We start from the raw sequence: 18513 nt of genomic DNA, 5'->3' as shown, positions 1-18513 counted from the left end.
AAATTTACGAACTTCGTAAGTACTACAAGTCCCGAACTATTTCAGAACTAAATCTAGTTTAAACCATATTGTTCCATTTGCAAGTTACAATTACATATCAAAGAGCAGCCTTTACACCCGGCTGCCCTTCAAGATTTTCCCAACATATTAATCTAACCATCTTATTCATACAAACAATAGCTTCTACTTCGCTCCACCGCTCCAGATAACTCGTTCACTCATCGCTTTGTGCTGGGCAATCAGGCAGATCTCAGCTGCCTTAAAGGCATGCTCTTGGGTCATCGCATTCTCTGTCCGAGCCAAGCAATCGCGAATCAGATCCCCGAAGAAGGGATACCCCACCTGCCCTTTCACACCATAATGGTACTCACCTTCATGATTGACTAGATAAACTTGATCTCCTTGAGACTCACGACCTACATCAATGTATTTACGCAACTCAATGTAACCGTCTGTCCCGAGGATTACGGTACGACCATCGCCCCAAGTGCTGAGCCCGTCTGGTGTGAACCAGTCTACACGGAAATAGCCTGACGCTCCATTGTTACCAATCAGAGATGCTTCTCCGAAATCCTCCAACTCAGGGTATTGGGGATGGTTAAAATTATGCACACGGCTGAATGCCACCTCTGCATCCGTACATGAGGCAAACGTCAGGAATTGTTCGATCTGATGGCTACCGATGTCGCAGAGGATACCACCATACTGTTCATGACGGAAGAACCAGTCTGGCCGAGCTGGCGCATTTAATCGATGTGGCCCGGTGCCCATCACTTGTACCACTTTTCCAATTGCACCTTCATCAATTAACTGCCCAGCATAGATCGCACTCTCGACATGCAGCCGCTCACTGTAATAGACCATGTATTTCTTTCCTGTACGCTTGACCTCTTCACGCGCGCGAGACAGTTGATCTAATGTTGTAAATGGTGCCTTATCCGTAAAATAATCTTTGCCTGACGCCAAAACTCTCATACCGAGCGGTGCACGTTCGGAAGTAATTGCCGCACTAGCTACCAGCTTCACTTCATCATCAGCGAACACCTGCTCTTCAGATTGCGCTATCTGAGCCTGGGGAAACTGTTTACGAAATGCCTCTACCTTGAGCGGATCCGGGTCATATACCCATTTAAGAGTCGCTCCCGCCTCAACTAATCCACCAACCATACCGTAGATATGTCCATGATCCAATGCTACAGCAGCAATGGTGAACTCGCCTTCACCACATACGACCTCTTTTTTTACACTTTTGGGTGCATAGAACATTCCGTCTTTTGCCACGTAATTCCCTTCTTTCCGCTTTTATTTTGAATATATTTAATCAGCTTCAATCCCATTTCACTTAAACGTTTGTGTCAGGTCTGCTGGTTGATTCTTGCTATAACCCGGATCCTTCTTCATGATGGATTGTGCGATCCGCTCTTGTAAATGTTCGTAGAACAGATCTTCATCCATCGGCAAATCCACCCAGTGATCTGTCCATGTGGAGAGCAGCATCGCATTAGACAGTGTAAGTCCGTGAATGCCCTCTTCACCTGGAGCGATAAGAGGTACACCTGTACGGATTGCATCGACCCAGTTCCGAATTAATCCTGGGTGACCTGATTCGACCCCGGTAATCGGAACATCACATTTCCAACATTCCGGCTGTCCAAAACCACCGGTGAAACGTTGATTAAACTCAGGCTCGGATTCACGCAGACGCCAGAACGTTAATTTTCCATCCTCAATTACGATTTTTCCACGATCACCATTCACTTCAAATCGATTCGTACCCGGTGCTTCGCCTGTTGTAGTTACAAAAACCCCCGTTGCGCCGTTAGCATATTCCACATATGCGGTCACATCATCTTCAACTTCAATATTTCGGTATTTTCCAAAGGAACAGAACGCACGCATACGAACAGGCATCATGCCGATCGTCCATTGCCACAGATCCAATTGGTGAGGGTCTTGATTAATGAGAACGCCCCCACCTTCGCCCGCCCAAGTGGCACGCCAGCCACCAGAATCATAATAACTCTGAGATCGATACCAATTGGTAATGATCCAGTTCGTCCGTCTAACCTCGCCCAGTTCGCCTGAAGCGATAAGATCCCTAAGCTTGATATATAACGGATTGGTCCGTTGGTTGTACATGATGGAGAAGCATTTTCCACTGGCACTGGCTGCCTCATTCATCTCTCGTACCTGCTTCGTGTACACACCTGCCGGCTTCTCAATCATGACATGTAAACCATGTCGAAATGCCTGAATGGCCTGCTCCGGATGGTCGTAGTGAGGTGTTGCGATAATTACGGCATCAATGGTGCCTGACCCCATCATCTGCTCTGCATCTTGCCAATAAACTACCGAAGCAGGAAAGTTATCCGATACCCATTTGGCCATCTCCTGTCTCACATCACACACCGCTACAAGTTCTGCACCGGGCACCTCTCCCGCGATTAACGTTCTGGCATGTGCTGCTCCCATGTTTCCGATTCCAATGACTGCGACCCGAACTAAACTCATACCCTAACCTCCTCTTCAAGTTGTTGCTTAATCGCCTGAAATACATCTGCAAAATGCTGTAACATCTTAGCGGAGCTAAACGCACCACTGAAGTCCTCAATACCGTAATATCCATCGTATCCAACCGCTCGTAAATCTCGTACAACCTGTACCCAATCCACCACACCTTCTGTCAAAGAAAGCCATGGACAATGCCATTTCGTTGTTAATGAGGAACTCTGATCTTCACCCCGTCGTTCAGATGAAAACGTCGCAACAGCTTCCTCCTGAAACCATCCAGCATTTTTAACATGTACGTGTGCGAGATAAGGACCTAGTAACTCTAGACCCATCCGATGATTTTCGTATCCCTCATGCACCAGGTTGCCTGGATCATATAACACACCTACATGCTCTGCATCCAAAGATTGAACCAGTCGATACGCCAAAGAAGCACTTGGGGCAATCGTCTGATGATGTGTCTCTACTAAAGCCTTCACCTTGTATTGCTTAGCCATCTCCTGAACTTCACTCAGATAACGCACGGCCTCCCGATATAACTCAGGATAACTTGTGGTGCGATTATATCCCGGCACACCGACACGCATCATGGATGCACCGAGCGAATTAGCCGCCTGAAATGCCTGTTCGGTTGCTAGCAAGTCACCGCAGCTCAGATAAGGTACAAGTGCAATCGATTGCCTTCCATGCTTGTGTGCTGCCTCACGGAATATCGGAGTTTGTTCCTCCCATGAAGTGGGATCAATGGAGCACCGATTGTTCCGCCAATAAGACGGCTCTTCCTGCAAAGCATCTTCCGGTATTCCGCGAAATCTCCATTCAATCCCTTCTATTCCGGCTGAAGCTGCCGCTGCTGCTAACTCTTCCGCATTGAGATCAGGAGTTGCCACCGTAAATACTGACCATTTCAAACCCATCATCTCCTTATGTAAACGTATTCATTTTAAGGTTGTAAGCGCATTGTATCACTCCCTGAACAGAGTCAACAGGTCTTTTCGTTAACAGATGAATGAGAGATAACAGTTAGACCATTTTCCCCATTCAGAGATAACACTTTGTTATCAAGAAAGAAGCGAGTGTGGATTTCTCATGCGGAGCTGATACAATATAGAGGCTTGAAAAACTTTAAATTATCTCACGATGTAGTAATTACATCATTGAAATGGAGGCACATGGATTGCTATTATCTGAATTTAACGAAAAATCAATGACGATTACAAAACAAATTGAAGCTGTAGAGCGGTATATGAAAAAATTCAACCAATCACGTCACAAAGAAATGATAGAAACAATTGATTCTCTAACTTCAATGGTGAACTCAGCAACAGATATCATAAAAGGACAACATCAATTAACTTTAAAATTGAAAAAGGATCATGAGGAAAATCTGCTAGATGATGAGAAGACGGAGGAATTTGTTAACAAAATGAACGAGTTCGGTATGTACCAGAATCATATCGTTAACAGGATGAGTGAAAGCAAACAAAATATGGAACGTATTATCGAGGCGGAAACGTCACTTTCACCAGAAGAAATACATAATAACTCAATTTATATCTACGTCTATACGTTATACGAGAGCTTGATTCGATTGAATGAACAAACAGAATCTACAGCTATATCTGATATCATTAGAAGATTAAAAAGGGAAAAGATCGTAACAAGAGTATGGTATGAAGAATCAAAAATTTTGCGAGAGATTAGAAACAAATGTGTCCATGGAGAACTAGGAAAACTTGCGGTTCTAGATGCATATGCAGAATACGTTGGTACCATTGAAGAGGGGCACAGGTATGTAATAAAAAATCGTACAATCCCTTTTCTCATTGATCATGTGTACAAATATATCAATTTATATAAAAAAAGCTTAGAACGTAGAAATACATAGAGAGCTTTTCACTAAAAAAAGTGCCGATACTCTCTTCTCAAGAGAATATCGGCACTTTGTCTAATCACAAAATTAATAGCATTGGAATGTGAACTATCTCATCTCACAACTACTTACTTCCGATCAAAAAATACATGCTCTGCCTGTAACTTGCCAAGATGTGTTTTCATAATGCCAAACGAATACTGCTTCTGAAAACGTCGATCCGTAGGTGAACCAGGGTTGAACACCAACACGTCATCTACCGAATGCATAACCGGGATATGGGAGTGTCCATATACAATAGCGTCCACTTGCTGTCCCGCAAAGGTCTGAATGGCATTTTGTTCTGTCCACTTAGAGCCCTGATGACCGTGCACGAGCCCAATCCGAAGACCATCGGCCTCAACAATACGAGAAAATCCAAGCTTATCCGCAACTTCAGGAGGATCCGTATTGCCTGTAACACCAGCTACTGGCGCATAGTTGCTTAGTAGTTTATACACGCTCCAGTCAGACCAATCGCCTGCATGCAAAATAAGATCAGCATCTGACAGCTCTTGTACTAGAGGCTCAGGCAATTCACGGGCTCTTCTGGGTAAGTGCGTATCCGAGACCACGATAATTTTCATGTTACTGCACACCTTTCTATCTCTGTACCTAGAATGGGTTTTCCATCACTGCGCCGGCGTTGAAACCTCGTCCATCTCCAAACAAGAGCGTTCCATATCTTCAAGGGTAATTGATGCAAAAAACTGCTGTACCTTCTCTTCAGCTACTTTATATAGATTGTTCAGCAATCCATCGATCCGTAAACCTACATTACAGTCTGGATTGCAATTGCCGTGAATCGGAAAGAGAGGCCCTTCATCCTTAGCAGCTTCGTAGATCATGGCTAACGTAATTTCACTGGAAGGTTTTGCTAGATAGAATCCTCTTGTTCCTGGAGATGAATCCACAAGACCTGCCTTTTTCAGCCCACCTAGAATCCGTCTAACAACGACAGGGTTCGTATTAATACTACCTGCAATCTCTGCAGAAGTGATTCGTTCAGGGGCATCCAAGGACAACAGTAACAAGCAATGCACACTGACCGAAAAATGAGTACTCATGATTAACCACCTTTTAGAGGTTGTTCAAAAAAAACGCTTTTGATTACGAGGGATGCCTGTTGGCATCTCAGCGTCAAATATGGAACTCAGCCGAAATAAGTAGACGCTCACGAAGGTTGTTTCCTTCGGAAACAATGTAGTTGCTCACGTCGTTTATCCTACACTCCGCTACTCCATTTCTAACTTCATCCCATCTTCTCGGTACTGAAAACCGTCCTTTTTGAACACGCACTTTTATTATTAACATTTCCAAACAGTAATTTCAGATGCTTGTTCAATCCATCACAATTTAGAAGAACAACTCGCTGTTTATTTATTCAGGAAATAGGTTCTGTTCAGGACGTGCCCTGATTTTGAGCTGCCGTACACTATATTCAAGTTGCTTCACGATATCATCTAGTTGTTTACGGTCAATCTTCGTTGGATCATCTACGGGCTTGGCCGTCGACTTCAGATCCCGGATGACGATCTGCTGCTCCTGCCATTTATCCATCAGATCGGCTATGTTGGCATAGAACCGCTCATAATCCTTGATAACCAAGTCAAGGTAAGCATCTACCTCGTCAGGGTCATATCCGCGAAGTTTATAGTTAAATTGTTTCTCATGAATTGACAATGCATCGAGCTGCACGCCAAGTTGTTTAAACAATTGTCTTTGTTTATCCAATCTTCGTTTCATATGTTCATCCATAATGACAACCTCCATTATATCAAATGCACAGCAACTTCCATATGAATTTTATGGGTCTGCGGCATTTCTCTCTCTATTTTTTATAACACATTATCGTTCAGATATGAAACCAGCGTAGCCTCTATTTCAAGCAAAACATGATTGCTCCTCGTTAAAATCGGGTAAGGACTGACTACACACCCATTACGGGAAAGGAGCAAGTCGATATGAGTACATTAACGAAAGATCAACTTCACCAATTAAAGGATGCTCTTTTGGAGCAACGTGAAAATTTACAGCGCCATTTTGAATCCAGCATGGAGGATGGAGCTCCAGCAGAATCTCTCAAGGATTCAACCGGTGAGCTGTCATCATACGATAACCATCCAGCAGATGCAGGTACAGAAACGTTTGAGCGTAGCCGGGATCTTGCCGTAGATGATACCTTGAGCGATGAGTTCGATCAGGTGAACGAGGCGTTGGAACGAATTGAAGATGGTTCTTATGGAACCTGTATCACCTGTGGTAAGGATATACCATTTGAACGACTGGAAGCCATTCCCTACACCGCCTACTGTATCGACGATACCCCTCAGCGTGATCTAAGCAACGATCGCCCTGTCGAGGAAGAAGTAATGACCATGCCTCCAACTGGTGCTGGTGAGGTCAGACAGCGCAATGCAGGTAAATTCGATCATGCAGACGCTTGGGAAGCGGTCAGCGAGTATGGCACGTCCAACTCTCCAGCAACAGCAGCCAAACGTGAAGTAAGAGATTATGATGAGAACATGTAGTCTTCAATCATAATTCTCTACAGGAATTGGTTAACTGCTCTGTTGGTCAGCGATACCATTCCTTGCGCTTAACTATTGTTCTGAGCACGCATGAAAAAGCCGCCATTGGCGGCTTTTTTCTACGTACACATCCACTTGTCTTATGGTACCCCTCGCTCATCTTCAGATAACATTGCGGTTGGTTAATCAGGACGTCCGCACAAATCCAATTCCTCTAGACTGAACCTGATCATGACTTCGGCTTAGAACTGGACTTCCTTTTCTTAGACGGCTTTACTTCGGTCTTTGAATCCGGCTCATCCTCCAATTGTTTGGACAAACTGGAGAATAACCGAAACTCTTCTTGATCATCTTTTTTCTTATCATTTGTAAAATAAGGCTCGCATAACTTCGTAATATCCTTAAAGAGCTGCTCTGCTTCTTCATTCGTTGCATATAAGGTCATGTCAGAGATGAACATACGATCACCTTGATTAGCCTGTTTCATAAATCTCTCACGACTTTGCTCATACATTTCATTTAATAACTTTAATGTTTCCGATTGAAAGACCTGCTTGAGCGTTGACTCCCCCTCATCTTCATGCCGAAGATGAATCTCGCCTTCAAAAGGATCATAGTATTTGGCAATAATCCCATTGATTTCGCGTGTGGAGACGAGGGTAAGCAATCCGATCTTCTCCAGCTTCTTCACATGATAGTGTACCTTGGCAGGCACTTCTCCCATCAAGTCAGCCACTTCTTTCACCGTAGAGGGTCTTCCCTGTTTACGAAATGTGTTCATGATCTGTATACGGTACGGGTCAGAATACACTTTGATCTCTTCTATTGTTGAAAGTACAATGTGCTGCATCCCTTATATCCTCATTTCCGGGCTTATCTCTATATTATAGCGTTCCAACAGGGCTTTGGTCAAAATGCTCCGGGATATGAAAGGGTCAAAGACTCATTAGTGTTGTTTCGTAGAACGAACGTGAACTTTCACAACTTAGACTTTGGGAATCCATGTCATTCATTCACGACATCTGCCGAAAATTTTTGCTAAATAGAATCATAATAACAGACAACGCAAGTAGTAGACCAAATACGATGAACAGTACAGGCAATGCAATCCACTCTGCCAGCGCTCCAGCAGCCAAACTGCCAAGCGGAACAACACTAAGACATAACATACTTTGAAGAGCTGATACTCTACCGAGCATTTCGGAAGGGGTAACCTCCATCAGATAAGAGGCCAGTGGTGTCGTCGCGAGTGGGATCCCGAATCCCATCAGCAAGCAGCATGCGGCAGCGGTAGGCAATTGGAAGTCCGACATATAGGCAGGCAGTGCAGTTAATGCATAACTAAGACCGAGCATGACGATGCCGCTAATGACCAGCATGCTTTTACGATAATTCGCCCCTGCATGTGACATCCATAGTCCACTAAGCACCATCCCCCCTACCATCAGTCCACTAAGCAGACTCAATCCGCCCGCTCCTGCCTGGAGTGTCTCCATGACATACGGCGTCCGTAGAACATTGAAAGGCATAAGGCAGAAATTGACGAAGGCAAACAAGATGGAGACGATGAGTAGAAGGACATGTTTACGAACAAAAAGAAAAGCATCCATCATTTCGGCAAATATACTTTTGGTATTAGCAGATGGATTCACCGAATCATCATGTATAGCTCGATTCTCATGCGTAGACGATGTATTGGTTGGATACACAACACGACTCATGCATATTGCGCTTAAGGCGAACAATACAGCATCGATAAAAATAGTCCATGCAATGCCTGCTGTTGCAATGAGCGCCCCTGCCAACGCAAGTCCTGCAAGCTCTGCCACTCTTGACGCTGAAGACGACATCGCATTACCGGAAAGCAACATGGATTGAGGTAATAACCGCGGTACACTGGATACCTCTGCAGGAGAAGTGAAGCACTCTAGAAGTGAGATCAAGATGGTTACAACGAACAGATGCCATACTTGCAATTGACCCAAACTGAACAACAACGCTGTTATACCAACAAGTAATCCACGCCCCGCATTGGTGAGTACAATCACTTTTTTAGGCGACATTCGGTCAACCAGTGCTCCTGCGAACAGACCCAGCAGAATATTAGGCAAGAAATTAACCGCGAGCAGTGTCCCCATTAGCAACTTCGAACCCGTTAACATATACACCATCCAGCTATAAGCGATTGAATCAATCGAATCACCAAACCTAGCGATAACCTTGCCTAGCATAAACTGCACGTACGGTCTGATCCGTAACAATTCTCCAATTCCCTGCTTGCGTACCACTATACCTTCACTCATTGTTAGCCCGCCCTTCAACGTTAAAATATTTTTAATGTTAATATTATTTTAACGAATCTTTAACGAAAAACAACCCCTTCGTGAAAATAATTTTATCGTTAGTATTTAAAACGATTGTTTACACTACTCTTCTCCAGCAACAATTCCCTATTACTTCTCTACACCCAGCGTCAATAAACATACAAAAAAGACCCTCATCCCGAAGGATGGAGCCTGTATTGAGCTATATGGTAGTGCCAAGTTAATATCGCAAAAGGTGGCAGGTATGGAAATCTATACTTTGTTAATCACTATCCGCTGACGTGTTCTTGCCGATTCCAGACAAGCATCAATGACACGCATATTATTCACTGTATTTTCGGGTTCAAAAGGTAAAGGCGTACCCTCAAGCACAGCCGAAGCAAAAGTCTCTGCTTGCAGAACAAACGAATTAGATACGGATACACGTTCTTCCCGGCTTACGGAATCGGTATGCACAATGATCTGTGGTGGAATATCACTGTTCTCCCAGCCAAACACCTTCGGTAGTTCAATACGCCCATCTGTACCGAGAATCTCCATTTCAGCTCGACCAGAAGCCCACATTCCACAATCAAAGGTTAAGGCTACACCTTCAGGAAACTCAATTAAGCCTGAGGCCATCATATCTACACCATCATGTTCATCGGAAAATAGCGCATGCACCGTAACCGCCTCTGGTTCCTGTCCAAGATACATACGTGCTGCGGAGATTGGGTAAACACCTAGGTCAAACAATGATCCGCCGCCCATTTCACGTTTGAATCTCACATTTTCCTTATCATCTGCGGTATTGCACGTAAAATTACCATGAATGGCTCGAACGGTTCCAATCTCACCACTGGCAATGATCTCCTCTACCCGTCTGTGCTTAGGATGGTAGCGATACATAATCGCTTCAGCGAAGATAACGCCATACTCTTTGCATATTTGTATCATTTCGGAGCTCTCATCCGCATTCAATGCTGCAGGTTTCTCACATAGAACGTGCTTTCCAGCTTGGGCTGCTCGGATTGTCCATTCCTTATGCATATGATTCGGAAGTGGAATATACACTGCTTCAATCTCAGGGTCCGCGATAAGCTCTTCGTAACTACCGTAGGATCTAGGAATGTCCAATTCTTCTGCAATGGCCTCAGCCTTCTCCTTACTACGACTAGCAATGGCAAGCACTTCGCCACGCTCAGACTGCTGTATTGCCGGTATAACCGCATTTCTTGCAATCGTCGAGGTACCCAGAATGCCCCACTGTAATAGTCTGCTCATGCTTATCTTCCTTTCGTACCGTAGTTATCCTGCTCTGCCTTATGGAGCATGCCGAGACACCGATCCAAGTCTGTTTTGACCTGTTTTTTGTACAACTCGGCCTTTTCTGCTCCGTCATCTGTAAAGTGATACAAGACAATCTCTTGAAAGTCGACTTTGGGATCGTTGCCCTTGAGCTTTTTCGTTCGATAAAAGATTCCCTGTTGCACCAGTTCATGTAGTGCCCGGTATATCTCGCTCTGAGGTGGTACATAACCATAATCCTTGAATTCTTGCTTCATTTCCTCTAACATCTCATACCCATATCCTCTATGCTGCTCTACCATCGTTATTAGATAAAGTTTGATAAATGCTCGCTGTGCAATCATAAAGGCCACGTTGGTTCCCCTCCTATCCATTAACCTCTCTGTGTGTATTATAAAACTTATGTTCGGTTTCTGCCATCTCTCTCCGTTTTTCTCGACTCTTCTATCCTGTTGGACTTTATTCGACCCTCCTTTAGTCTAACGATTACTTGGAAGAACGAATCATGAAGAAATAGAGAGGACAGCGGCTGGAAGGAACGGGTTTATTATTGTGAATTTTTCAGATGTTGAATTTTTAAAATTTTGATTTTAATGTACCTGAAATCTGGATCTCTTAAACCGATGGTGGAAAATCCAAAAAACGTAAATAGGGCACAGATTGCTCACTTGAATTCTCCACGGTTTAGTCCAATTGAAACTATTATGAATTTTTCATATGTTGTTTTGTTCGGATATTACTCTTACCACCTGGTACGGTGCCGACAATCCATTTCCCCCAACGGATTCGCGAAATAAGCCATGTCAGTACACAAGATAACGCCAGGGCGAGAATCCATGTAAGTATCATACGAATGGTCGGGTTGATCCCCCAAGCAACATAAAGTAGTTCATCCGGAATGTAGCTGTATCGTAGCATAAGCATGTGCATCAGATAACCGCCGTAGGATACCCCACCAATCCATCCAAGCCACCGAACAGCAAAAGGATTACGCAGCTTGCCCGCCAGTTGATACATTACCATTATCGAAGCAATGAGGAATATTGCCATGTCAGGTCTGATTAGACTCACGGTGTAAAAAGTGATACGAATGCCTTCCGGTTTTTGATATTCTAGCATTAATAGATATGTAAACCGTAATCCGAGTACAATAAACACGATCCAGTACACCCAGCGTAACTGTGATATCCACATATTCCAGTGTTGCACTGAAAGTCCAGCCACCGCACCTAGTACAAAATAGAAAAAGAAATATAAGAAATTTCGGTCTGCATAGGTCGTAAACGCTTCGGTCAATACAGGAATGTGCAGTCTCTCCATGAAGGCACCTATGTTGCCAAGTTGATCCGTAAGGATAAGATATACCGCGCCAGTAATAAGTAGTGCTATCCCCCTTCCTCTCGATCCAAATCGATGGTATACATAACGAATGGCGCGCAGGAATAGTGGAAACAGTACATAGAATTGAATCAGCATAATAATATACCAGAAATGAGAGGTCGTTTTTCCTGTTAGCAATTTCAACCCCAGCTCCGGTAGTTGCTGCCACCCGATTCCTCTAATTCCATTTGGCGTAAGGACAAAATAAATCAGTGTCCAAATCACGTATGGGATGATCACATCCGTTAATCGTTTATGCATAAAACGACTGTAGTTCAACTGATCTCCTGTGTTATAGAAGAGCACCATGCCTGTAATAAAAATAAATAAAGGCACTGCGAACTTTGTAAGCATTAATAGGATTGCTAATAACACGCCATCCTCTAGCTTGGTTTCTGGAACAATTGAAAAGTGTGCAATCGAATGTTGTAACACAACGGCCGCAAAAGCCATCCCCCGAAGGGATTCAATTTCCACAATTCGTTCTTTTCGAGGCATAACGTTCAGCCGCCTTTCTTGGTTTTACGTTAAAAAATATGTACAATATGGCAGTACACATTTCGTGCCGATCGGGGTGATTCACATCATGGATTCTAAGGAAGAACAAACTACAATTGATTCGAAATATGTACAGCAGCATCTAGCGAATGAACGGACTTTTCTAGCTTGGGTGCGAACGGGGATTGCCCTAGTTGGTATTGGCTTTCTTGCTGCTGGATTTGGCTTCAGCTCATCTCTCTATGATCAGATTGCTCATATTGCCGCAATCATTACAGGAGTGACGTCTCTGGTGAGCGGTATCCTCATTATTCTCACTTCAGCAAGCTCCTATCATCGCAAACGCAAACAAATAAATCAACAAACGTTCCAAGCTACTACGCACTTAATTCAATTCTTAACCATTACCATACTCGTCATCGGACTCGCCTTGGCCGTTCTATTGTATGTATTGTTATTCCCTAGTGAATAGTGTTCACATCCTTCAGTCCAGCCCCTGCGTTCCCTATACAGGTTCAAAAGCCGGCTTCCTTGAGGGAAACCGGCTAATGCCTATCTTATGAATCTTAGAAGTCGTCATGAATGATAGATTCAATTCAACCTCTTATAGGAATGTATTATTGCCGAAGCGTGCTGCCTTCGTCTGAGCTTCGAGTCTACGCTCTTCCATATCAAGATCTGCTCGTTCAGCAGGCACATCCGTTCGATCCGCACTGTATCTGTCGCGGTTCAACTGGCTGTGGTTACTGAATACATCATAGACATGCTCGTCTCGATCCGACGAGTCAACGAGAAGCAGGATTTTACCACCTTGCACATATTCCTCGTATTGTTTGGCGTCCTCTTCTGGAATACCCAGTCCGACAAGTCCACCTACAAGCCCGCCGGCTCCTGCACCAACAGCCGCACCCGTAAATGCCGCCGCAATTGGTCCCGCTGCCAGTATTGGTCCAATCCCTGGTATGGCGAGCGCTCCAATACCTGCGAGCAATCCAGCGACACCACCGAGTACGCCACCTGTTGCAGCTCCTGCAGCTACCCCTTCTGGCGCTTTAGTGCCAGTCTCTTCACGAATAGCTTTCAGGTCATCTCGATCCTGTGTAACAACTGAGATTTCATCTGAACTGAATCCTTGAGCTTTCAGACTCTCAATAGCCTGCGATGCCTCACGTTCTGTATCAAAAACACCTACGATTTTTTTCTGCATAGTGAATCCCTCCTCATTGGTTTGAGTGGTTCGCTATGTTATTACCCGTCTTCAGTTCTTTCAAACGTTTCTGTCCGAAATAATATGTGTTCGTATAATAAAATACAATCAACCACTTCCCATTGATGAGACTTTGAACGATTAACTGCCGCGAGGCTTAGCTCGATTGGTTGCCATCGCTTCTAAAGGGTTATCTGGCCAATAATGTTTCGGGTAACGACCTTTGAGATCCTTTTTCACTTCGAAATAGGTCTCACGCCAGAAATTTGCTAAATCCCGCGTCACTTGTACAGGACGCTGCGCTGGTGATAGCAAATGCACAGTAAGAGGTACACGTCCACCACCGATCCGAGGTGTCTCCTGTTGCCCAAACATCTCTTGGAGTCTAACTGCCAACGTAGGGTCTTCAGGACGACTATAATCAATCGGAATCCGAGATCCACTTGGAACCTGAATATGTGTAGGCGCCTCTTGATCCATTTGCTGACGCTGCTCCCAGCTCAGTTCACTTAGCAGTACATCTTGGAGCGACAATTTTTTGAGATCTGTGACAGATCGCATTCCACTCAAAAATGGTCGTAGCCTTGCTGCAAAATCAGTCGTTAGTTCGTCAGCAGACAGATTAGGCCAACCTGGTAAGTGTGTATGCAAAAAGCGTAATCGATCTGCAAGCTGCCGAGAAGATTTATTCCAAGGGAGGCAAGCTAAGCCTTCCAAACGAATGCCACTGATCATCGCCTCCATGACCTGATCTTCCGCAGGATGAGTAATGCCACTCTCCTTCACAACAATTGCGCCAATTCGGAGGGAACGGTGTGCTCTTACACTTCGTGTGCTGCGATCCCACACGATGCGATCTTCCTCATGCAACAAATGTGCAGCATGATCCAGCAAGAGCTGCTCCGGCACTGGCGCAGCTAACAGGATGCGTGCATCTGCACCCTGGTCGTCTGCCTCCGCTGCGACCAGCCAGGCTGAACGGCTCAGCGATTCTGTCGCTGCAAGCCGCACACCCCGGCCGCTGCTCAGCAGATAGCGGCCATCCTCCCGGCGCTGCCCGATTCGGTCCGGGTAGGCAAAGGACAGTAGCAATCCGCAACTGTCCTCATCCGGCCGGAGCGAATGCTGCGCCGGGTCGAGCGCCGAGCGAAGCTGGCGGCTCTCTTGGAGCATGCGCCGCACGGCAGCTGCGTCTGCGACAGACGCTGCCGCCTGCGGCATGCCGCTGCTGTCAGCCATCAGCAGCGCTTCTACGCGCGGGCGCAGATCCGTGCCCGCGCTGGCACTACCGCTGCTGCGCAGGCCCGGAGGCTCCTGCAGCAGCGCCGCCAGCATGCTGGCGTAGCTGGCCAGCCCAAGCTCCGCCGCGCGGAGCAGCATGCTGGCCAGTCGTGGATGAACACCCAGCGTGTTCATCCGCCGCCCAAAGGGCGTGATGCGGCCTGCGTCATCCAGGCCGCCCAGCTGGCGCAGCAGCGCCTGTGCCTGGCCGAAGGCAGCGGCAGGCGGGGTATCCAGCCACTGCAGTTCTGCAGGGGACTGGACTCCCCAGGCGGCAAGCTGCAGCGCCAGCGGCGCAAGATCCGCGGAGGTAATCTCTGGGCGCGCTGCCTCAGGCAACGCACCATGAGCCTCCTCGCTCCATAGCCGGTAACACACCCCTGGGGCAGTTCGCCCTGCACGCCCCCGCCGTTGATCTGCCGATGCCTTAGATACCGGCATCGTCATCAGACGGCTCATCCCTGTGCGTGCCGAGAATACGGATGCCCGGCTAAGCCCGGCATCCACAACCACTTTAATGCCTGCAATCGTAAGACTTGATTCGGCTATAGAAGTGGATAACACAACCTTGCGCATGCCCTGCGCTGCAGGGCGAATCGCTTCATCCTGTCGTTCTAATGGCATGCTGCCATATAACGATTGAACTAACACATGAGCAGGAAGCATCATGCTTTCGAGTGCTCGGGCAGTTCGATAAATTTCTCTCGCCCCAGGAAGAAATACCAGCATGTCACCTTCTTGGTCAGCAACAGCATTAGCTATCGCACGCGCAACGAATTCCTCAAGCTGCGCAGAAGCTGGCCTATGGACGTATCGTGTTTCCACTGGAAAGGTACGGCCAGGACAATCCAACCAGCTCGTCCCTTCACCAAGCAATGTACAGATAGGCACCGGATCAAGCGTAGCCGACATCACAAGTAACTTCAGATCAGGACGCAACATCGCTCTGGATTCCAACGCCAGTGCAAGACCCAGATCCCCATGTAAATGCCGCTCATGGAACTCATCGAAAATAATCATCGCTGTATCCTCTAACCCCTGATCCTGCTGTAACATACGTGTTAATACACCTTCTGTTACAACCTCAATCCGGGTAGCCTGACTTACTCGTGTATCCATGCGTACCCGATATCCAACGGTCTCCCCCACGTTTTCCCCGAGAAAAGCCGCCATCCGAGCTGCCGCAGATCGAGCTGCCAGACGGCGAGGCTCCAGCATCAATATTTTCCGATCATTAACCCATGGCTCACCCAAGAGTTCGAGCGGAACAACGGTTGTTTTACCGGCTCCCGGCTCTGCAATCAGAACAGCCGTATCCTGTTCCCGCAATTGCTGCTTCAGTTCAGGAATAATCTGTTGTATCGGTAATTCTATCTTCATATCATCGCTCCCACTTGATGTCACACTAACTTTTGCACACATATTGAACGGACTACAGACCATGAGCATCACATTATGCAGATCACTCTCATAACCAAGCCATCCTGCTCTTTTGCTCCTATCCATCCGTCTCATATCACTTTAGTAAGTTCGATTTCTATTGATCGAGGAGATTAAGATGTTCTGTAGAGATACCCTCATAAATATCCGTGTAAATATGTCTCACCTAAATATACATAGTCGCATTATAACAAAAAAAGCCGTTCCCAAGGAACGACCCTAATACAAACCGTATTTAACCTTAACCATTGATTACATTCATAGCTCATCTACAATGTTTCTTTGTTAGCTGAGCAGTGATTCTGCACCATCGATCACAATCTCTGCACCTGTAATATGCTTTGATTCTGCTGAAGCTAGGAAAGCAACCAGATCGGCAACATGTTCCGGCTGACCCGGTCCATCTGCAAGTGGCTGTTGCCCTTCTGGGAACTCAATAGGAATGACAATCTGCTGCAAATCATCGGTTTTGACCGTACTCTGATCAATATTGGTTGCAATTGCACCCGGGCAAATGACATTTACACGAATCTTAAATTTAGCGAGTTCCAAGGCAGCCATCTTGGCAAAAGCGACTTGTCCCGCCTTGGACGTACTATAAGCCGACATCCCGAAGCTTGAGAAACGCTGATTCCCGTTAATGGAACTCGTAATAATAATGCTGCCTCCGCTACGTTTCTTCAGATGTGGTAATGCATATTTAATTGTGAAGAACGTGCCATCCAGATTCGTTGTAATGATCTGTTTCCAATCCTCAACCTGAATTTCTTCAATAGGTGCAGATACACCGTTAATGCCAGCGTTGGCAAATACGATATCCAGACCTCCAAATAATTCAACGGTCTCCAGAACAGCCTTTTCCACACGGGATGCGTCAGAAATATCGACATCGAATGCTCGTGCTGCACCTTTGTAGACTGAATTAATCTCATCTTCTGTCTTCGAAATGCGATCATTGACCAGATCAAATAAGGCAACGTGAGCCCCTTCGCTAGCAAGCTTAAGTGCTGTAGCTTTTCCAATCCCTGAACCTGCTCCCGTAATAATGGCGACCTTGCCAGCGAAGCGTGATTTACCGTTATGTTGTGTCATTATCTATTCCACTCCTTTTTTTCTCAGCAATTATGTAAGAATGTACGTGTTGCTTCATAATGATCATGAAGCATATTCTTCACAAGATTACCCAAAAAGAGCGTCTTTTAAATCAAGCATGACCTATTTTTTTACATATCAGCATGCAGAAGAAAATCATGTCACACATCGATCCTTCTTCATTCATTCATCTCGTTACCATTCTAGCTCTATGAAAGCGGCATCATCTTCAAGCCCTCCGGTATGCCTGGAATCAAGCAACACTTGAATATGCTCATCCGGAATATAGGCTTGTATCGCATCAAGATCATTTAGACCGTCCGTATAGAGCTGTAGGCGAACCTTTTCACTCCCAGACATCTTGGCCTCGAAAATATGCGGTTTGCCGCCCACTGTCCCTTCACGTGTAGACCACCGTTCATTGGTACGGCAGTATTTCTGAAAAGTAGCCGATTGCTCTTGTCCGTTTCGCCACAGACGAATACGCGAATCCCCTTGCCAGGCAATCCAGACACGACTCCTTCTGGAAGCACCAGAAAGTATGATTCGACCACACACATACATAGCCTGACTACCCCTGCTTCGTTTCTCCATTAACACTTCACGTAGAAGCAATGGCGAATTATCTAGGGGCTGCAATTTCTCTAACTGTTCCGATGCAGGGATCGTGAGATCTTGAAGAAGCTTCTCGATCCCTTCTGCACTCGGCACAGATGTGGTTTCCAACCAATCGAGCAGCGAATTACCTAGAAACCTTGCAGCGAAATCACCTAGGTAACTCATACCCACGCCATCGCATAAAACAAAGTTACATACATTGCCGTTCAACCGAACAGCAGCAAAATCTTGACCTGTATCTCCTTGATTCACGGTTTCAGCCGCTCTCCCATATCCATAACGGCATTGAAGAACACCTTGATATCGGGTTAACGGCTGTTCTCCTGTCTGAACACTCACATAACGAAAGTCGCCGCGCCTCTGCTTCGCTTGCACTCTCTGATCTCCTTCGGGCAGTGTGGCCAAACGCATCGTCCTCAAATGAAACCCCCT

The 18513-nt window shown here is 45.9% G+C and carries 18 protein-coding genes; 3 read left to right on the top strand and 15 right to left on the bottom strand.

Annotated elements, in window-relative coordinates:
• Positions 1-183 precede the first annotated feature (183 nt).
• From J2T19_RS07480 to J2T19_RS07470, 3 genes are all read right to left on the bottom strand, one after another.
• Positions 184-1266 carry a Gfo/Idh/MocA family protein gene (locus J2T19_RS07480; RefSeq protein ID WP_370874838.1) on the bottom strand — a complete coding sequence of 361 codons (1083 nt, stop codon included), beginning with the start codon at positions 1264-1266 and terminating at the stop codon, positions 184-186.
• A gap of 72 nt (positions 1267-1338) precedes the next feature.
• Entirely contained in the window at positions 1339-2511 is a 1173-nt protein-coding gene (locus J2T19_RS07475) for a Gfo/Idh/MocA family protein (protein WP_307214317.1), read from the bottom strand.
• Positions 2508-3422, bottom strand: a complete 915-nt coding sequence (locus J2T19_RS07470; RefSeq protein WP_307214316.1) for a sugar phosphate isomerase/epimerase family protein — start codon at positions 3420-3422, stop codon at positions 2508-2510. The genes J2T19_RS07475 and J2T19_RS07470 overlap by 4 nt, the downstream gene beginning before the upstream one ends.
• 296 nt (positions 3423-3718) lie before the next feature.
• Here J2T19_RS07470 and J2T19_RS07465 point away from each other — a divergent pair, with 296 nt between their 5' ends.
• Complete coding sequence (locus tag J2T19_RS07465; RefSeq protein ID WP_307214315.1) at positions 3719-4399, top strand: hypothetical protein; 681 nt, start codon at positions 3719-3721, stop codon at positions 4397-4399.
• A gap of 113 nt (positions 4400-4512) precedes the next feature.
• Here J2T19_RS07465 and J2T19_RS07460 read toward each other — a convergent pair whose 3' ends face one another.
• The 3 genes from J2T19_RS07460 to J2T19_RS07450 all read right to left on the bottom strand — a co-directional run bounded on the left by J2T19_RS07460 (position 4513) and on the right by J2T19_RS07450 (position 6181).
• Entirely contained in the window at positions 4513-5010 is a 498-nt protein-coding gene (locus tag J2T19_RS07460) for a metallophosphoesterase family protein (RefSeq protein WP_307214314.1), read from the bottom strand.
• A gap of 45 nt (positions 5011-5055) precedes the next feature.
• Positions 5056-5490 carry an Rrf2 family transcriptional regulator gene (locus tag J2T19_RS07455; RefSeq protein WP_056700820.1) on the bottom strand — a complete coding sequence of 145 codons (435 nt, stop codon included), beginning with the start codon at positions 5488-5490 and terminating at the stop codon, positions 5056-5058.
• 313 nt (positions 5491-5803) lie between these two features.
• Positions 5804-6181 carry a DivIVA domain-containing protein gene (locus tag J2T19_RS07450; protein ID WP_128101499.1) on the bottom strand — a complete coding sequence of 126 codons (378 nt, stop codon included), beginning with the start codon at positions 6179-6181 and terminating at the stop codon, positions 5804-5806.
• Positions 6182-6387: 206 nt separating this feature from the next.
• Between J2T19_RS07450 and J2T19_RS07445 the strand changes: the two genes are divergently transcribed.
• Positions 6388-6954: a TraR/DksA C4-type zinc finger protein gene (locus tag J2T19_RS07445; protein WP_056700816.1), complete on the top strand. Its 567-nt coding sequence runs from the start codon at positions 6388-6390 to the stop codon at positions 6952-6954.
• Between the two features lie 229 nt (positions 6955-7183).
• Here J2T19_RS07445 and J2T19_RS07440 read toward each other — a convergent pair whose 3' ends face one another.
• From J2T19_RS07440 to J2T19_RS07420, 5 genes are all read right to left on the bottom strand, one after another.
• On the bottom strand, positions 7184-7804 hold the full coding sequence (locus J2T19_RS07440) for a winged helix-turn-helix domain-containing protein (protein ID WP_307214313.1): 621 nt from the start codon (positions 7802-7804) through the stop codon (positions 7184-7186).
• 163 nt (positions 7805-7967) lie between these two features.
• A complete protein-coding gene (locus tag J2T19_RS07435) occupies positions 7968-9257 on the bottom strand; it encodes an MFS transporter (protein ID WP_307214312.1) in 1290 nt (429 codons plus the stop codon).
• Between the two features lie 273 nt (positions 9258-9530).
• On the bottom strand, positions 9531-10541 hold the full coding sequence (locus J2T19_RS07430; protein ID WP_307214311.1) for a Gfo/Idh/MocA family protein: 1011 nt from the start codon (positions 10539-10541) through the stop codon (positions 9531-9533).
• 2 nt (positions 10542-10543) lie between these two features.
• Positions 10544-10918, bottom strand: coding sequence for a replication termination protein (locus tag J2T19_RS07425; RefSeq protein WP_056700809.1), 375 nt, complete (start codon positions 10916-10918; stop codon positions 10544-10546).
• 349 nt (positions 10919-11267) lie between these two features.
• Entirely contained in the window at positions 11268-12443 is a 1176-nt protein-coding gene (locus tag J2T19_RS07420) for an acyltransferase (RefSeq protein WP_307214310.1), read from the bottom strand.
• An 88-nt stretch (positions 12444-12531) separates the two neighbouring features.
• On the opposite strand from J2T19_RS07420, the gene J2T19_RS07415 reads away from it, so the two are divergent.
• Entirely contained in the window at positions 12532-12915 is a 384-nt protein-coding gene (locus tag J2T19_RS07415) for a YidH family protein (protein ID WP_056700806.1), read from the top strand.
• Positions 12916-13047: 132 nt separating this feature from the next.
• On the opposite strand, the gene J2T19_RS07410 is transcribed toward J2T19_RS07415, so the two are convergent.
• The 4 genes from J2T19_RS07410 to J2T19_RS07395 form a co-directional block, all read right to left on the bottom strand.
• On the bottom strand, positions 13048-13650 hold the full coding sequence (locus tag J2T19_RS07410) for a general stress protein (protein ID WP_239289421.1): 603 nt from the start codon (positions 13648-13650) through the stop codon (positions 13048-13050).
• Between the two features lie 141 nt (positions 13651-13791).
• Positions 13792-16311: an ATP-dependent helicase HrpB gene (hrpB, locus tag J2T19_RS07405; RefSeq protein WP_307214309.1), complete on the bottom strand. Its 2520-nt coding sequence runs from the start codon at positions 16309-16311 to the stop codon at positions 13792-13794.
• Between the two features lie 345 nt (positions 16312-16656).
• Complete coding sequence (locus J2T19_RS07400) at positions 16657-17463, bottom strand: SDR family oxidoreductase (RefSeq protein ID WP_145046461.1); 807 nt, start codon at positions 17461-17463, stop codon at positions 16657-16659.
• 195 nt (positions 17464-17658) lie between these two features.
• Positions 17659-18492: a protein phosphatase 2C domain-containing protein gene (locus tag J2T19_RS07395; protein ID WP_307214589.1), complete on the bottom strand. Its 834-nt coding sequence runs from the start codon at positions 18490-18492 to the stop codon at positions 17659-17661.
• Positions 18493-18513: the final 21 nt, after the last annotated feature.

The sequence above is a fragment of the Paenibacillus tundrae genome, from assembly GCF_030812775.1.
In the GTDB taxonomy this organism is placed as follows: Bacteria; Bacillota; Bacilli; order Paenibacillales; family Paenibacillaceae; genus Paenibacillus; species Paenibacillus tundrae_A.
Note: the sequence above shows the minus strand (reverse complement) of the source record. Positions and strands in the feature narration are given on the sequence as shown.

Bases quoted from the DNA above. Each gene is read 5' to 3' on its own strand.
- J2T19_RS07420 (WP_307214310.1), bottom strand. From the start codon at position 12,443: ATGCCTCGAAAAGAACGAATTGTGGAAATTGAATCCCTTCGGGGGATG.
- J2T19_RS07460 (WP_307214314.1), bottom strand. From the start codon at position 5,010: ATGAAAATTATCGTGGTCTCGGATACGCACTTACCCAGAAGAGCCCGT.
- J2T19_RS07450 (WP_128101499.1), bottom strand. From the start codon at position 6,181: ATGGATGAACATATGAAACGAAGATTGGATAAACAAAGACAATTGTTT.
- J2T19_RS07435 (WP_307214312.1), bottom strand. From the start codon at position 9,257: ATGAGTGAAGGTATAGTGGTACGCAAGCAGGGAATTGGAGAATTGTTA.
- J2T19_RS07480 (WP_370874838.1), bottom strand. From the start codon at position 1,266: ATGTTCTATGCACCCAAAAGTGTAAAAAAAGAGGTCGTATGTGGTGAA.
- J2T19_RS07445 (WP_056700816.1), top strand. From the start codon at position 6,388: ATGAGTACATTAACGAAAGATCAACTTCACCAATTAAAGGATGCTCTT.
- J2T19_RS07410 (WP_239289421.1), bottom strand. From the start codon at position 13,650: ATGCAGAAAAAAATCGTAGGTGTTTTTGATACAGAACGTGAGGCATCG.
- J2T19_RS07440 (WP_307214313.1), bottom strand. From the start codon at position 7,804: ATGCAGCACATTGTACTTTCAACAATAGAAGAGATCAAAGTGTATTCT.
- J2T19_RS07475 (WP_307214317.1), bottom strand. From the start codon at position 2,511: ATGAGTTTAGTTCGGGTCGCAGTCATTGGAATCGGAAACATGGGAGCA.
- hrpB (WP_307214309.1), bottom strand. From the start codon at position 16,311: ATGAAGATAGAATTACCGATACAACAGATTATTCCTGAACTGAAGCAG.
- J2T19_RS07455 (WP_056700820.1), bottom strand. From the start codon at position 5,490: ATGAGTACTCATTTTTCGGTCAGTGTGCATTGCTTGTTACTGTTGTCC.
- J2T19_RS07430 (WP_307214311.1), bottom strand. From the start codon at position 10,541: ATGAGCAGACTATTACAGTGGGGCATTCTGGGTACCTCGACGATTGCA.
- J2T19_RS07415 (WP_056700806.1), top strand. From the start codon at position 12,532: ATGGATTCTAAGGAAGAACAAACTACAATTGATTCGAAATATGTACAG.
- J2T19_RS07400 (WP_145046461.1), bottom strand. From the start codon at position 17,463: ATGACACAACATAACGGTAAATCACGCTTCGCTGGCAAGGTCGCCATT.
- J2T19_RS07395 (WP_307214589.1), bottom strand. From the start codon at position 18,492: ATGCGTTTGGCCACACTGCCCGAAGGAGATCAGAGAGTGCAAGCGAAG.
- J2T19_RS07465 (WP_307214315.1), top strand. From the start codon at position 3,719: ATGACGATTACAAAACAAATTGAAGCTGTAGAGCGGTATATGAAAAAA.